At 35.8% G+C, this 15,562-nt stretch carries 17 protein-coding genes; 12 read left to right on the top strand and 5 right to left on the bottom strand.

Going from position 1 to position 15,562, the window contains the following annotated elements:
• Positions 1 to 49 precede the first annotated feature (49 nt).
• On the top strand, positions 50 to 319 hold the full coding sequence (locus IGJ66_RS10580; protein ID WP_067482878.1) for a hypothetical protein: 270 nt from the start codon (positions 50 to 52) through the stop codon (positions 317 to 319).
• 18 nt (positions 320 to 337) lie between these two features.
• Positions 338 to 1,261, top strand: a complete 924-nt coding sequence (locus tag IGJ66_RS10575) for a LacI family DNA-binding transcriptional regulator (protein ID WP_095803823.1) — start codon at positions 338 to 340, stop codon at positions 1,259 to 1,261.
• Positions 1,262 to 1,503: 242 nt separating this feature from the next.
• Here IGJ66_RS10575 and IGJ66_RS10570 read toward each other — a convergent pair whose 3' ends face one another.
• On the bottom strand, positions 1,504 to 2,265 hold the full coding sequence (locus tag IGJ66_RS10570; RefSeq protein WP_071869114.1) for a MerR family transcriptional regulator: 762 nt from the start codon (positions 2,263 to 2,265) through the stop codon (positions 1,504 to 1,506).
• Positions 2,266 to 2,387: 122 nt separating this feature from the next.
• Between IGJ66_RS10570 and IGJ66_RS10565 the strand changes: the two genes are divergently transcribed.
• A complete protein-coding gene (locus IGJ66_RS10565) occupies positions 2,388 to 3,236 on the top strand; it encodes an HAD family hydrolase (protein WP_071869113.1) in 849 nt (282 codons plus the stop codon).
• A gap of 23 nt (positions 3,237 to 3,259) precedes the next feature.
• Positions 3,260 to 3,616, top strand: a complete 357-nt coding sequence (locus IGJ66_RS10560; RefSeq protein ID WP_430616594.1) for a DUF1827 family protein — start codon at positions 3,260 to 3,262, stop codon at positions 3,614 to 3,616.
• 138 nt (positions 3,617 to 3,754) lie between these two features.
• Here IGJ66_RS10560 and IGJ66_RS10555 read toward each other — a convergent pair whose 3' ends face one another.
• Positions 3,755 to 3,985: a hypothetical protein gene (locus IGJ66_RS10555; RefSeq protein WP_067482870.1), complete on the bottom strand. Its 231-nt coding sequence runs from the start codon at positions 3,983 to 3,985 to the stop codon at positions 3,755 to 3,757.
• A 257-nt stretch (positions 3,986 to 4,242) separates the two neighbouring features.
• On the opposite strand from IGJ66_RS10555, the gene IGJ66_RS10550 reads away from it, so the two are divergent.
• From IGJ66_RS10550 to IGJ66_RS10525, 6 genes are all read left to right on the top strand, one after another.
• Positions 4,243 to 5,715, top strand: coding sequence for a nicotinate phosphoribosyltransferase (locus IGJ66_RS10550; protein ID WP_430616593.1), 1,473 nt, complete (start codon positions 4,243 to 4,245; stop codon positions 5,713 to 5,715).
• 25 nt (positions 5,716 to 5,740) lie between these two features.
• Positions 5,741 to 6,565: an ammonia-dependent NAD(+) synthetase gene (nadE, locus tag IGJ66_RS10545; RefSeq protein WP_067482866.1), complete on the top strand. Its 825-nt coding sequence runs from the start codon at positions 5,741 to 5,743 to the stop codon at positions 6,563 to 6,565.
• A gap of 322 nt (positions 6,566 to 6,887) precedes the next feature.
• Positions 6,888 to 7,724, top strand: coding sequence for a Cof-type HAD-IIB family hydrolase (locus tag IGJ66_RS10540; RefSeq protein ID WP_067482862.1), 837 nt, complete (start codon positions 6,888 to 6,890; stop codon positions 7,722 to 7,724).
• A gap of 132 nt (positions 7,725 to 7,856) precedes the next feature.
• Positions 7,857 to 9,014, top strand: coding sequence for an NAD(P)-dependent oxidoreductase (locus IGJ66_RS10535; protein ID WP_071869111.1), 1,158 nt, complete (start codon positions 7,857 to 7,859; stop codon positions 9,012 to 9,014).
• Between the two features lie 133 nt (positions 9,015 to 9,147).
• The gene (locus IGJ66_RS10530) at positions 9,148 to 11,010 is read left to right on the top strand and encodes an LTA synthase family protein (RefSeq protein WP_368027063.1); all 1,863 of its coding nucleotides are present in this window, start codon (positions 9,148 to 9,150) and stop codon (positions 11,008 to 11,010) included.
• Positions 11,011 to 11,103: 93 nt separating this feature from the next.
• Positions 11,104 to 11,538: a hypothetical protein gene (locus tag IGJ66_RS10525; protein WP_071869109.1), complete on the top strand. Its 435-nt coding sequence runs from the start codon at positions 11,104 to 11,106 to the stop codon at positions 11,536 to 11,538.
• Positions 11,539 to 12,215: 677 nt separating this feature from the next.
• Here the strand turns inward: IGJ66_RS10525 and IGJ66_RS10520 are convergent.
• Genes IGJ66_RS10520 through IGJ66_RS10510 form a run of 3 tightly spaced genes read right to left on the bottom strand, consistent with a single transcriptional unit; the run spans position 12,216 to position 13,827 of the window.
• Positions 12,216 to 12,377 (bottom strand): hypothetical protein, encoded by a 162-nt coding sequence (locus tag IGJ66_RS10520; protein WP_430616592.1) that lies wholly within the window; start codon positions 12,375 to 12,377, stop codon positions 12,216 to 12,218.
• Between the two features lie 50 nt (positions 12,378 to 12,427).
• Positions 12,428 to 12,778, bottom strand: coding sequence for a hypothetical protein (locus tag IGJ66_RS10515; RefSeq protein WP_067482853.1), 351 nt, complete (start codon positions 12,776 to 12,778; stop codon positions 12,428 to 12,430).
• 32 nt (positions 12,779 to 12,810) lie between these two features.
• Complete coding sequence (locus tag IGJ66_RS10510; protein ID WP_430616591.1) at positions 12,811 to 13,827, bottom strand: lactonase family protein; 1,017 nt, start codon at positions 13,825 to 13,827, stop codon at positions 12,811 to 12,813.
• 165 nt (positions 13,828 to 13,992) lie between these two features.
• Between IGJ66_RS10510 and IGJ66_RS10505 the strand changes: the two genes are divergently transcribed.
• Positions 13,993 to 14,346 carry a PTS glucitol/sorbitol transporter subunit IIA gene (locus IGJ66_RS10505; protein ID WP_067482850.1) on the top strand — a complete coding sequence of 118 codons (354 nt, stop codon included), beginning with the start codon at positions 13,993 to 13,995 and terminating at the stop codon, positions 14,344 to 14,346.
• A gap of 9 nt (positions 14,347 to 14,355) precedes the next feature.
• Positions 14,356 to 15,525, top strand: coding sequence for an AI-2E family transporter (locus IGJ66_RS10500; protein WP_067482849.1), 1,170 nt, complete (start codon positions 14,356 to 14,358; stop codon positions 15,523 to 15,525).
• Positions 15,526 to 15,562: the final 37 nt, after the last annotated feature.

Genomic DNA, 15,562 nt, shown 5'->3' with positions numbered 1-15,562 from the left:
GACGCGTTTCATAAACTATACTCGAGCTATCAAGAAGGAGGGCTTACCTATGCATACTTATGTGAAAGTTTTGGGAACATCAAGCACTTGTTTTTACGCGTTGGTAGATTGTAATGAAAATAAACTAGTTTTAAAAAGTTTTCAAGGCCTGAACAAACCAATGAGAGAAGAAATCGATGTCAATCAGTTAACGAATTTAACAAAAGATACATTTTGGGGCGGACAGCGAATTAGTTTTTATTATCAAGAAAAGTTGTATCAGTTTTATGAATGTGGGCCGGCTGTGATAGACTATCTACAAGAAAAACTTTTCGTTTAAGGTAGGTGAATCATCATCGTGGCAACTATTCGAGATATCGCACGTTTAACAGGTTATTCCGTCTCGACTATTTCTCGAGTTATTAATGAACACCCTTATGTGGATGAAAGAAAACGAGCAGAAATTTTAGCAGTTATGAAGGAACTAGACTATATTCCTAATGCAAATGCACGAACATTAAGCTATGGAGAAACCAAAAATTTAGGAGTCATTTTGCCATACACCAATCATCCATACTTTGATCAGTTGATTAGTGGAATTACTGAAGCCGCTTTCGATTCCAATTATAAAGTCACCTTGTTACCGACAAATTATCAAGCAAGTCGTGAAAAAGAGTATCTCGAAGAGTTTGCAGCAAAAAGATTTGATGGCTTGATCGTAACCTCGCGTGCTCATTCGTTAGAAAAATTGAAAGCGTACCAAAAATATGGCCCTATTATTTTTTGCGAAGAAATCAAAGATGAAAAATCAAGCTGTGTCTTTATTGACCGGGAACAATCGATTACGGAAGCATTGAAATTTTTACAAAAAGTTGGTGTCAAAAAACTAGGTGTTACTTTAGGAAGGAGTAGTCGACTTAGTTTTAATTCTAAGATTACCTTGCAATTATGTCGGAAAGTCTATTCGAATTTTGAAGAAGAAATGGTTTTCTGGGATTGTATTGGTTTGGAAGATGGGATCAAGGCAGGTGCTTTTTTTAATGAGCATCCAGTAGATGGTATTTTTACGAATTCAGATATGGTTGCAGCTGGTATCCTTAAAACATTTCCGAAAGGTCGAGCACCTAAATTAGTTGGCAGAGACAATCTGTATGTGAGTGATCTCTTAAATTTTCCCACTATTGATCATCACTTGAAACAGTGTGGTGAAATGGCGTTTCACTTATTTTTGAAAAGACAACCGGAACAAATCAAGATTCCATATGAATTTATTCAAAGATAAAGAAAGTTTAAACAAACTAATAGCAAAAATAATTAGTGATTGTAAGAGGTTAGGCTAGAAATAATAAAAAAGACTGAAGTAGCTTTACGTGATTCCTCAAAAAGTTCAATTGTAAAATTGGGCTTTTTGAGGGCACTGGAGTAAGCTACCTCAGTCTTTTTCTTCGGTAAAAATTAGAACAGATTGGATTGGAATAAATGTTTCGCCTATTTCAATAACTGATAAGGGTCAGAAAGTAATAATTATTTGCTGGTGTAATGTTGAATGATTTCATTCAATGCTTGGGTTGCACCATTCCCACTTCGTTCATCATAATAGGCGGTAAAACGCTCATCTGCCACATACATTTGTCCTAATCCTTGGTGAGCTTGTGGCGTATAAGTAGGCCAACTAAATGTTAGCCATTTTTTATGTGCGTCAAAAATGGCTTTTGCTAGTGGTTGATCCACTCCTGGCTGTGTAAGATAAGTTGTTAAATCGGCTAAAAGCTGTGACTCAACTGTTTGCATGGCTTGGAATTGTTCCTCAGTCATGTTCGCCCATTTTTGATTGGCTTTCGCAACTGTTTTTTCGCCATACGCTTCTCGAATCTCTTGCCCAAATTTTTCTTCATTTTCGCTGATTTTTTGTTGCTTGAATCCTGCAAATTTTTCTTGGTCTGACATAGTTATTCCTCCTTCGTAACTAGTAAGTGTTTTTTGTACAGTTGTCAAAAGGGCGTCAATTTGCGCTCTTTTTTTTAATAGAAGTTTCTGATGTTCAAGTAAAGCTTGGTGCTGATCAAAGTCTGGTTGGTTTAGTAATTCCTGAATTTGTTCAAGTTTGAACTCAAGTGAGCGATAAAATAAAATTTGTTGGAGTCGATCAATTTCATTTGCTCCATAGATGCGATAACCAGAAGAGTTAATCCTAGCTGGTTTGAGCAACCCAATTTCATCATAGAAACGTAATGTTCGGGGGCTAACACCTGATAGCTCTGCTATTTTTTTGATTGTATATTCCATTTTTTCCCTCCTGACACTTGCTAGAATACTCCCTCACGTAACGAGAAGGTCAAGGAAAAATTTCAAAATCCTATTAAAAATTATGTTATACTATTTCATAAGAAAAGGAAAAGGAGAAATCAATGAACATTGTTTTTTCAGATATTGATGGAACGTTTCAAGAGTTAGGAAAAGAAATTCCGCCGATTAATCGCGAAGCCATTCAAGCGTTACAAGCCAAAGGCGATCATTTTGTTTTTGTTACAGGACGCGGATACGACTTAGTCAAACAAATGAATGATGAATTATTAATTGATTGTGATGTTATTTTTGGAAATGGTGCAGGTATTAAGAAAATAGGCGAACCTGAACGTTATACTAGTACACTGACACATCAAGAAACAACAGAAGTAATCAACATTTTAGAAGAACAAGAAATTTTACACTTTATTCATACAAATCACGGTGTGGTGATAAGACCTACGAAAGAGTACACGAAACAGCTAAGTGCCTTGAGAGAATCATTAGAAAAACTTGGGGAGCAAGGCAAACGAATTATGGATTACAAGGAACAATATTTTGAAAACGATTGCGTACATACGGAAGATATCGCAAAGTATCTTTCTGAAAGACCTGAAACAATCGTGGTCAAGATTGAATTGATGGAAGCAGATGATGCACGTCACGAGGCGATTCGATCTTCTTTACAAGAAACAGAATTGCTTGTGTTCCATTCATTTATAAAAACCTTGGAAATTGTACATCCTGATAGTACAAAAGGAAGTGCCATCACCAATTATTTATCTGATTATCCATTAGCAACCAGCTATGGTATCGGAGATGGAGAAAATGATTTGGCTATGTTAGCTGTTGTTGATGTGCCTGTTGCTGTGGAAAATGCCGCAACCAATGTGAAAGAAAGTAGTCATGTGATTGCGCCTAGTTGCAGTGAAGGTGGCGTCGGCCGGTTTATTTTTGAACATATTTTATAATTAAAAAGAAAAAGAGGGATGAGATGAAATTAGTTGAAACACCAATCAATAGTAATCTAAATATCAAGACATTTTACCCAAAAATAGTGGATTTCTTTTTTGGAAATCAGGCAATTAACTACTATAAGTTCTATTCGCTAGATCGTACACAAATTTTATATGTAGATACGTATGATAAAATCCAGTTGGTGATGATTAATACGAAAAAGAAAATTACAAAGCAAGAAATCGACTATGCTATTCGTCGAATCTTGAAAGTAGCACGCGAAGATGTGACCGTTCACATTGGTGTCAAACAAGAATTGGAACGGGCTGGCCTTCAATTCAAACGTCCAAATAAAGATATTGTGATTATTGAACAAAATGTAACAAATGTCTAACAAAAAGGGACTGGGACGAAACTAAAAATTCAGTCGTTCTTAATCTATCTTTCAATGCAAAAAAGCCTAAAATCAACGTTTTAAAAAACGAATTTTAGGCTTTTTTTCTATTTAGGCTGCTTTTGTCCCAGACTCTTTTTATTTTTGAACGATGTCCTTCCAAAAATGAAAATATTGTTCAGCCAAGCAAATTGTTGAAATCTGTTCCCACTGGATAAAATGTTCATCAAGATAGAAGCCATCAGGTGTGATGCTTGGTTGAACCAATCCTTCTGCATAACTATGGTCCAAACGTTCAACAATAATTTTTTGCTTTGCGATATAAGCAGTGATAATAACTGTTTCAAAGTGCTGTGTAATTGTACGCATAACAGCCTCCTTATCTATACTGTCCAAGTAGATTGCGCGAATAAATGAATGGATAACTACAATGAATTGAAGTCTTCAACAAATTAATTAGAACATATGTTCGTTTCTCTGTCAATCAATTCATCAAAGAAAAAATGAAAAGGAATAAAGAATATCAAGCTGATATTTTCGGAAAAAAATCAAGTTTTCTTTTCCTATTTCGTTTTTTTGATATAATGGTTAGGAAATGAAAAATTGCCAAGAGGAGTATTAAACAGATGAATAAAATTTACCCAGATGACAGTTTGACGCTACACACTGATTTGTACCAAATCAATATGATGCAGACATACTGGGAATTAGGTCGTGCAGATCTACATGCCGTTTTTGAATGTTACTTTCGAGAAATGCCTTTTAACCATGGTTATGCTGTCTTTGCTGGTCTGGAACGTTTAGTTCAATATTTAGAAAACTTAACTTTCAGTAAATCAGATATTGACTACTTACGAGAAGTGGGTAACTATCCAGAAGGCTTCCTTACTTATTTAAAAGAATTTGAATTTAAAGCAACCGTTCGTTCAATGCTTGAAGGCGAGATCGTCTTTAACAATGAACCACTTATTCAAGTCGAAGGACCGTTGGCACATTGCCAGTTGGTCGAAACAGCACTGCTGAATATGGTCAATTTCCAAACATTGATTGCTACGAAAGCAGCCCGAATCAAATCCGTTATTGGTGACGATCCACTATTGGAATTTGGAACAAGACGTGCGCAAGAACTTGATGCGGCGGTTTGGGGAACACGTGCAGCCTTCATTGGTGGTGCCGATGCGACAAGTAACGTGCGTGCTGGGAAAATTTTTGGTATTCCTGCGAGTGGAACTCATGCTCATTCATTAGTTCAGTCATATGGAAACGACTATGATGCTTTCATGGCTTACGCGAAAACACATAAAGACTGTGTCTTTTTAGTAGATACGTATAATACGTTGAAGTCAGGTGTGCCAAGTGCGATTCGAGTGGCGAGAGAAATGGGTGATAAAATCAATTTCCAAGGTGTCCGCATTGATAGTGGTGATATGGCGTATATTTCAAAACGTGTGCGTGAACAATTAGATGCAGCAGGCTTTACTGAAGCAAAAATCTATGCTTCTAACGACTTAGATGAAGCAACGATTCTAAATTTAAAAATGCAAAAAGCAAAAATCGATGTTTGGGGTGTGGGCACTAAGTTGATTACAGCTTACGACCAACCTGCACTAGGGGCTGTTTTCAAATTAGTATCTATTGAAAACAAAGAAGGAAAAATGATTGATACCATCAAGTTATCTAGTAATGCAGAAAAAGTAACAACGCCAGGGAAAAAACAGGTTTGGCGTATTACACGAAATTTTGACGGAAAATCTGAAGGAGACTATGTCACGTTATGGAATGAAGATCCTCGCAAGGAAGAGGAAATCTTTATGTTCCATCCTGTTCATACGTTCATCAATAAAACGGTACGTGATTTTTCGGCACGTCCGATGTTACAAGATATTTTTGTTGAAGGAAAGTTGGTCTATTCATTACCTTCGCTAAATGAAATTAAAGACTATGCACGTGAGAACTTGGACTCTCTATGGGAAGAATATAAACGTGATTTGAACCCACAAAAGTATCCAGTTGATTTATCAACAGAGTGCTGGAATCACAAGATGTCTATTATGGAACGAATGAAAAAAAGCGTTGCTGATCTACACAATGAAGCATGATTGAAATCACTGAGGGGGAACAAACATGAGTTTACAACAAGAAATTATTCAAGAACTAGGTGTGAAACCTATAATTGATGCACAAACAGAAATTCGTCGAAGTGTGGACTTTTTGAAAGACTATTTAAAAAAATACCCATTTATCAAAACATTTGTTTTAGGAATCAGTGGTGGACAAGATTCAACTTTAGCTGGTCGTTTAGCACAGTTAGCAATGGCTGAAATGCGTGAAGAAACACAAGATGACAGTTATCAATTTGTTGCTGTTCGCTTACCTTATGGCGAACAAGCTGACGAAGAAGATGCAAAAGCTGCATTGGATTTTATTCAGCCCGATGTGAGTTTACGTGTTGATATCAAACCTGCTGTGGATGCACAAGTTGCCTCATTGAGTGAAGCAGGTGTTGAAATCAGTGATTTTAATAAAGGAAATATTAAAGCACGTCAACGAATGATTACTCAATACGGTGTTGCTGGTGCAAAATTTGGTGCTGTCTTGGGAACAGATCATGCTGCAGAAAATATTACAGGATTCTTTACAAAATTTGGTGATGGTGGGGCAGATATTTTACCACTTTTTCGTTTGAACAAGCGACAAGGAAAAGCTCTGTTAAAAGAACTAGGTGCGCCAGCAGAATTGTATACAAAAATTCCAACGGCGGACTTGGAAGATGGGAAACCATTAATTGCAGATGAAGTTGCTTTAGGTGTCACTTATGATCAAATTGATGATTATTTAGAAGGAAAAGAAATTCCTGAACATGCACAAGAAACCCTTGAAGCTTGGTGGGATAAAACAAAACATAAACGTCATCTACCAATTACGGTTTTTGATGATTTTTGGAAGTAAGACAAAGCTGTAAAAGAAGTCGGAGGATTTTTAAATCTTCCGACTTCTTTTTTACTTATTTGAGCTAGCTATGTTCGCAAATGCCGATAAATGAGACAGAGAATTACAGGAACCGTTATAATAAAAGAAGAGAACAAGCTAGTTTAAAAAATAGGATTTGAATAAGGTTTGAATTATTCATAAGGGCGAGTAAGCTTGAAGGAAAAGCCAATTATAAATTTTAAAAAAATGTGTGATTGTACAGATTGGCTAAGCGATGAAACATGAGCAGTCGATTTTGATTATAAAAAATTAAAAATAATCATTTAGAAGGTGAACGAAAATGAGAAAAGAAATCAAACTAGTAATGAGTGATATTGACGGAACGATTTTAACTAGCGAACACAGAATTGATAACAAATTAGCTGGTCGTTTGAAACAACTAAAAGCTAGAAATATTCCTTTTGTTTTGGCATCTGCCAGATCTCCTAAAGGAATGCATGACATTGCGAAAGTATTGGAAATCACTGAATACCCAATGGCTTGTTACAATGGTGCCTTGATTGTCAGAGAAGGAGAAGACGACCCGTTTCAACAAATTTTTAGTCAAGAATTGAATGTAGGAGAAACACTTCAGCTCATTGAACTTTTAACGAAAAAATTTAAAACTATCTCAATTAGTTTGTATTCAGGAAGCGACTGGTATGTGGAGTCAGTTGACGAGTGGGTAGAGCAAGAAGCTGCAATCACGAAACTTGAACCAATTGTAGCCAATCTTAACCAATTACTTTTAGAACAAAGACTGCCAGTTCATAAGCTATTATTGATAGGATCAACTTCAGAAATTGAGCAACTAAAGGAAGTTTGCGAATCATTAAATCTGGAAACTAGTTCGTTTTATTTATCAAAGGAAAATTATCTGGAAGTTACTCACTATCAAGTATCGAAAGAAAAAGCGTTAACGATTGTGGCAAATCACTATCAAATTCCTTTAGAAAACACGATGGCAATTGGAGATAACTTTAACGATCTGCCTATGATCAAATTATCTGGAATGGGAGTGGCAATGGGCAATGCACCGGAAGAAGTAACTAAAGGGGCAACCATCCAAACAGCGACTAATGATGAAAATGGTGTGTCAAAAGTATTGTTGAATCAGATTCTTTTGCAAGAAATTTGATTGTATTTTTTAAGTGAAGAAAATAGATTATTTTACTTGGGAAGCTAATTGGATAACAATGGTTGACTAGTAGAAGTTAATTCTTGTCTAAATTTCTGTAATCAGAGATACTGATAAAAAGGAGGCGATTTTATGTACCGGATTTCTTTAGTTGATGATATTGCCACGGAACAGATGAAACAATTGGAAGAGCCATTTTTTGAACGGACAGATAAAAAGGATGCGCACGGCTTACTAGTAAGAAGTTCTATTGTTGAAGAAGACTGGATTGGCTCAGAATTGTTAGCAATTTCAAGAGCTGGTGTTGGGGTCAACACGATCCAGGTACAAAAAGCCACCGAAAATGGCACGATTGTGATGAATACGCCTGGCGTTAATGCAAATGCAGTCAAAGAACTAGTATTAAGCTGTTTGTTTTTATCTGTTCGCCCGGTTATCAAAGCAAGCGAAATGGTTCAAGCTTTAGAGGGAGCAGACTTGTTAGAGCAAGCAGAAGCAAACCGAAAACCGTTTGTAGGTCAAGAATTACAAGGGAAAGTGATTGGTTTACTTGGATTAGGTTCAATTGGAAGAGAAGTTGCTCGAATTTGTTATGAATTAGGTATGGAAGTTTTAGGCTATGCTAGAAGAAATCACGAGTTAGACTATGTTGAGCAATTACCCTTGCCGGATATTTTACGATTGTCTGATTTCGTCGTGATTATGTTACCTTCAACGCCGGAAACAAACGGGCTGTTGGGGAAAGAAGAGTTATCTTTAATGAAAGAAGAGGCTATTTTAATTAATGTGGGACGAAGTGGAATTGTAGATAATGCAGCACTTTTACAAGTGATTGAGGATGGAAAACTGGCAAAATACATAACAGATTTTCCAGCACAAGAATTTTTAGGAAATGAAAAAATCATGATGCTTCCGCACATTGGTGGGTCCACAAAAGAAGCTTTAGCGGATAGCAGTCGGGAAGCTGTTCGAGCATTACGAAACTATCTGCTATTTGGAACAGTTCGTTCATCGGTGAATTTTCCAGCTGTGCGAATGGTCTTTCGTGCGCCGTATCGTTTTACGATTTTTTATCAAAAAAGACAAGGAATCTTATCGGAAGTTTTTAAAATTTTGGAGGAAAATGATTTACCAATTGGTAATATGACGCGTAACCAGAAAGAGGATTACGTTTATACACTGATTGACATTGAGAGTACAGATGTCAAAAATTTATTAGAAGCTAACCGTCAGTTAGAAACGATTGCGGATGTTAAACGTGTACGGTTATTAGTACGTCCACAAGTTTAATCAAGTTATTTTTATTTCTTTAATTAGCCGATGACCGCTTTACTTTCAAATTTGATGCTACTAAAATAAGAGAGTGAGTCAAATTTAAAATAATCGTTTAAGTTCATAAAGTAGGCGATGAAGGAGCAATTAATTGAAGAAAAGAATAAATAATCTTTCACTTAAACAAAAGAGTATCATTCGAATTAGTTTGACTACGATTGGCGTGATCGCTTTAGTTGTATTGAGTAATTTATTTTTACAATGGTGCCAAAATGATTTGTCCTATGACTTAGCATTGAAATTTGCGTTTTCTTGGCATACAGAAAAGTTTATTTTAGCTTGCTTAGTTTTATTCGTTTTTCTGGCCTTCCTCAGCAGTGTTGCAGGATCGGTTCTGGTTGGATCCATTTTGTATACAACGATTATCGGCATTTTAGGTGTTGCTGACTATTTAAAAATGAGTTATCGACAGGAGCCTATTTATCCTGATGACATCAAAATGATTACGGAACTTAGTTTGCTGAAAGAGATGGCAGGGGGAACGACATTTTTTATTTTAATGGGAATTACTGGTTTAGTAATCATTTTATTTGCTTGGGGGCTATACCGGAGTTTCAAAAAAGGTCGTCGTTTTCAGGTCGTACGAGGAACTGTCTTCGTTTTATCTGCTATTCTATTGATGTACGTTGGTAGTTTTAATAACCCGAATAATCTCTTACGAAAAGCGTACAACAAAACAGCCTTGTGGATTCCTTATAGTCAGAAAATGAACTACTATAATACAGGATTTATTGGCGGGTTTCTTTACAATCTACAAGTTGAAGCAATGGATGAACCAAAAGGCTATTCCAAAGCGAAAGTGGCAGAAATCACTAAGAATTATCAACAAATAGCTGATAAGAAAAATCAAACAGTTGAAGAAGAGCAACCAAACATCGTTTATGTGATGAGCGAAAGTTTTTCTGACCCTAGTCACTTAAACGGAATCGAAGTTTCAGGAAATCCACTGCAAGATTATTATGACATTGCGAATCAAACCTATAGTGGCAAAATGTTGTCCCAAAATTATGGGGGTGGAACTGCAAATATTGAGTTTGAAGCGTTAACTGGTTTTTCAATGGAACTATTTAATGCACAATTAACAACTCCGTACACGATGTTAGTTCCTAAAATGACAAAATTTCCATCATTGGTTTCCAATCTAGCAGCGCAAAATTATCAAACAACAGCGATTCATCCCTATAACACATCAATGTATAAGCGTGAAGATGTGTATGATGTTTTGGGATTTGATTCATTTATCAGTGAAAAAGAAATGAATTACACAGAAAAACTCCAAAACAATCCTTATATTTCAGATAAAGCCGCTTATCAAGAAGTTTTATCTATTTTAAAACAGCAAGATTCACCACAATTTGTTCATCTAGTAACGATGCAAACACATATGCCTTATGGTGGAAAGTATTCAGATATTGCTTACGATGCTCAGGCAAGTGACGGCAGTGACACCGATAATTTAACCAACTATTTGCAGGACGTTGCCTATAGCAGTGAGGCACTGAAGGAATTTGTTGATAGTTTACAAGATGTTTCGCGAAGAACCCTAGTTGTTTTCTGGGGAGATCATCTTCCTGGTATTTACTCAGAAGTAGTGCAAGGAGCAAACGATGAGCAGACTTTACATGAAACACAATTTTTAATGTTTGATAGCGAAGGAAAATTAACAAATCAAGCTACTCATGATGCAATCAGTAGTCCATTTTATTTTGCAGCTAACTTATTGGAACAAACGAATCAAGCAACAACAGGGTTCTATCAATTGCTATTGGAAATGGAGCAAGTTTTACCTGCGTTTGAAAGGGGCTTATATTATCAAAATGGGCAGTGGCGTAAAGAGGCACAACTGAATGAGCAACAAAAAAAATTATATGAAGACTATCAAATGATTCAATATGACATCGTTTCTGGTAAACAATATAGTTTACAGGCTAGTTTTTTTGAAAATAGTGATTGAAGTGAAAAGAAACAAGGCGAGAAATAAGCTTGTCATAAAATAGTAAAAACAGGTACAATAAAGGATAGATAAACGGAGAAAGTAGGGAATTTCATGTTACCAAATATTGGTTATTATGTTCAATCAGTCGATAACATTGTGAAACAAACGGAAGAAATTGGCGAGCAAATGCATCCCAAATACGAAATGATTCGTCAAGCAATTGATGAAAAGAAAGTGGCAGAATTAAATTCAGAGCAATTAACAGAAGTTGTTCAATTGTTTGAAGCTGGAACTAAGCAATACCGAGCTATGCTGAAAAAAGTTAGTACGTTACGTCCTCCAGCAAAAGTGATGGGGATTCACAAAAAATTTGAACGTGCCTATCTTTCTTATGTAGCTGGTTGTGAAGAAATGATTCAAAGTATTAACGTAGAAAAGGGAATTGATACGGATTTATTTGAAGCTTCAGAAAAGAAACAAGACCAAGCAACAGATGATATTTCACTAGCAATCCAAAAAATGACCAATCTTTTGATGAAAAAATAATTTAAAGATAAAACTAGAGTTATTTAATCTAAATATAACGTTTTTTTTATGATAAGAGTTGTTCACTGCTATATGATAAAAGCATAACCAACAACAACCTTTATTTACTCTCATTGAGTAAGTAGCCTTTTCCACCGAGCCTAACCAACCCGGTGGTTTTTTGATGCTCAAAAATTCAATGTATAATAAAAAAGCTTGTGGTACAAAGCGTCCGACTCCGCCAGATAATTCACAACTAGCCCAAAACATGAAAAGCTATTTTGGTCAGTTGATTGTTATCTAGTCGGAGCTAGACGTTTTGTGCCACAAGCTCTATTCACGGTGTTCAAGAAGTAACTCCTGCTAAATAAGTCTAAATTTCGCAAAATTTGAAAAACAATTTCTGGAAATTTATTCTTATTTATTTAAGCTAGACACTTCTTTCACGACCTTTATTTACGGTGTTCCCCAAGCAACTCCTCCATATAACGTGCATTCACTTCAAAATATGAGAAGCTATTTTGAGTACCTGCTCATTATCTGTTTGGAGTTGAGTGCTTGGAACCACAACCTCTATTCACGGTGTTCTCAAAGTAGCTTCTTCGGTAATAAGTCCTCTTTTCTTAAAAATATGAGAAGCTATTTTTAGAAAAGATTCCTTATTACTTGAAGCTAACCACTTTGCGCCACAACCTTTTTCAGTTTTCAACATTCCTGACGTAGTTATCAAAATAATCTTCCAGATTTTTCTTTAGTTGTTGATAGTCTGCTTCAGTATACTCTCTATCTTCGATTTTCCCCTGAAAAAAAGGAATCTGCAAATCTTCTCGCAAACGATCTAACACTTCTTGTTGGTTCATGTTCTTCGCTTCTTTCTTCATCATTCATCTATAGTTATTACTAGGTTCATTTATAAGCTGTGAAAAATAGCAGTTAAATGTTCAAAGTTTTGTTTCATAATGGTCAATTTGCTATAAAGCAAAGCGGTATTAGAATCTTCATTGAAGAAGACTTGCTTGAGTTCAGCATAAAACTGATGAAAAGCATCAAAAAATTTGCTGACTTCTTTGATTTGCAATTCTGGATGTAGCTGAGTATATAATTTTGCTGTTTGAGCGAGGCTGTATAGCTCGTTCGTCACAACAATAACTCGATTTTTTTCATAGCGTGGGCTAGTAATCAATTCGTACAAGGGAAGACACTTATTATAAAGTTCAGAAAGGTTGTCTAATAGATACTCTTCAGCTGATTTTTGAATCATAAAAATTTCCTCCTTTGAAAAATAGGTTGATTTTAGTCGAAATAGACGCATACACACTCAGGTGCATAAATGTCTTTTTGTAGTAATGTTAACTTTCCGGTTTGAGCATCACGTGTGAATAAAGTTAAGTTATCACTATTTTGATTTGCACAAACTAAAAACTCATTTGTTGAATTTAAGGCAAAGTCACGAGGAAAATCACCTTCTGTTGAAATATTTTGAATAGCAGAAAGCTGTTCACCATTACTAGAAATCTCAAAGACTGCGATTGAGTTATGTCCACGATTAGAAGTATATAAGAAACGGCCGTCATCTGAAATTCGGATAGCAGCACCGCCATTTTCACCTGTGAAATCTTCTGGTAAAGTTGAAATTTTTTGTAACTTTTCAAATGAACCATTTTCTTGATAAGCGAGGACGCTTACGGTGCTGTCTAATTCACCAAATAAATAAGCAATTGGCTGTGTCGGATGGAAAACTAAATGACGGGGTCCAGTTCCAGGTTCAGCTACAAAAGTGGCTGCTAGAGTTAACTTTCCATTTTCTGCAACATCATAAGTGTACACTCGATCAGTTCCAAGATCACAAACAACTAAACGTTGGTCAGGTGTTAAATCAGTGTAGTGGACATGTGCGTGGTCTTGATTTTTATGTGGTCCAGTTTCCTCTTGATGATAAAGAGATTCGACAGCTTCAATACCACCATTATCTAAAATACGATAAACATTTACTTCACCTTTATGATAATTTGCACCATAAACCAGCTGACGAGTTTCATCTACTGCTACATAACAAAGAGGTGCTCCTTCTTCTGTTACCGCATTCAAAAATTGATACGTTGAATCGTATGCGCCTGCGCCACCTAATCCATCAACTGTTGTGACCGTGTATAGATTCCCTGCTTTACTCTTTGCTAAATAGGTGGGACTCACTTCTTTAGTTGCTAAAGTTAGTCCAGATAATTCTTTTTTTTCAGTATCAAGATCGATTGTATAAATTCCTTCACTTACTCGGCGTGTATAAGTACCCAAAATGATTTTTTCAATCATTTGATTCCCTCCTAAAAAAATGAAATTGTTTTCTTTTTTATTTTAGCATACAACTGTTCTTGGCGGATAATGAAAGAGAATATGCTATAATATTTTTGAGCGTAAAAATACGCTGTATGAAGAAAAACACTGTTCATTGTGATAGTAATCAAAGGAGAGATCAAGATGATTCAAGCCAATGTAGTAGAAATTGGACCAGAAGCAATTAATGAAAAAGAACCAATGCTGATTTTATTCAACAACACAGCAACAACTACTTTACGAAACTACTCGATTATCCAAGAATTTTTAAATAAAGAACCCTTTAAGCTAGAATCTGGAAAAACAATTCGATTTGATGAACAAGAATATACGATTGAACATGTCGGAACGACTGCTAATCAAAATCTGGAAACAGTTGGTCACGTAACGTTAGTGTTTGACGAGCATCAACCAGAAAATACGATTGTTAATGGTGTGTATTTGAATCCTTATCAACTTCCAGAAATTCATTTGGGAACACAAATTTATTATCAGTAGGAGGGACATATGGAGGAGAAAAATAAAAAAGGAAAACCAATTTCCTGGTTTTGGAAATGGTTTTTAAATAATCAAGTAGTAACGGCCTTATTAGTTGTTCTGCTTTTATTAGTAATCGTCTTTCTTTTTACGAAAGTGTCATACCTATTTGAACCTGTGTGGCAATTCTTAGCTATCGTTGGCCTACCAATTATTTTAGCGGGTATTTTATATTATTTGATGAATCCTGTGGTGGACTATTTAGAGAAGAAAAAGATTCCCAGAATTTACAGTATTATTGGTTTATTTGTCGTTGTGGTGGCGCTAATCGTTTGGGGAATCGTAGTGATTGTGCCAAAAATTCAAGAGCAATCAGTTAGCTTTGCTAGTAATTTCCCACAATATGTCGACACGATAGATGATAAATTAACAGAAATCTTACGCGATCCTTTGTTTAATCAATTTCGTGAACAACTTGAGACTGCGGGGGATAAAATTATTAATTCTGCCGGCGATTTGATTAAGAACCTTTCAAAAACGACCGTTCAAAGTGTTGGAAGTATCGTAGGAGCGGTAGCGACAGTCATTGTGGCAATTATGACGATGCCATTTATCTTGTTTTATTTATTGAAAGATGGACGTCAATTAGCACCTTACTTTGTTAAATTCTTACCAACACGTATGAGAAAACCAACTTTGAAAGTATTAAGTGAAATGAACGATCAAGTATCTTCTTATATAAGAGGTCAATTGACTGTGGCTTTTGCTGTGGCAATCATGTTTATCATTGGTTTTTCGATTATTGGATTGGAATATTCAGTGACGTTAGGTATTGTTGCAGGATTCTTGAATCTAATTCCGTACCTTGGCTCATTTTTAGCCATGATTCCAGCAGTCTTTCTTGGGATTGTAGCAGGGCCTTTGATGTTGGTGAAAGTGATTATCGTCTTTATTGCCGAGCAAACGATCGAAGGACGATTGATTTCACCATTAGTTTTAGGGAATCAATTAGCGATTCATCCAGTAACGATTTTATTGGTTTTATTGACTTCTGGAAAACTGTTTGGAATTGTGGGAGTTATTTTGGGAATACCTGTTTATGCGGCAGCCAAAGTAATCATCACGCATATTTTTGAATGGTACACAACGATTTCTTCCTTATATGAAGACGATCCAGTTGAAACGCCGAAAAAAGAATAGGCAACTATCTTAAAAATCAAAAAAGAAACATAAATAA

It is taken from the genome of Enterococcus sp. DIV0176 (assembly GCF_050528535.1).
GTDB lineage: Bacteria > Bacillota > Bacilli > Lactobacillales > Enterococcaceae > Enterococcus_B > Enterococcus_B thailandicus.
Note: the sequence above shows the minus strand (reverse complement) of the source record. Positions and strands in the feature narration are given on the sequence as shown.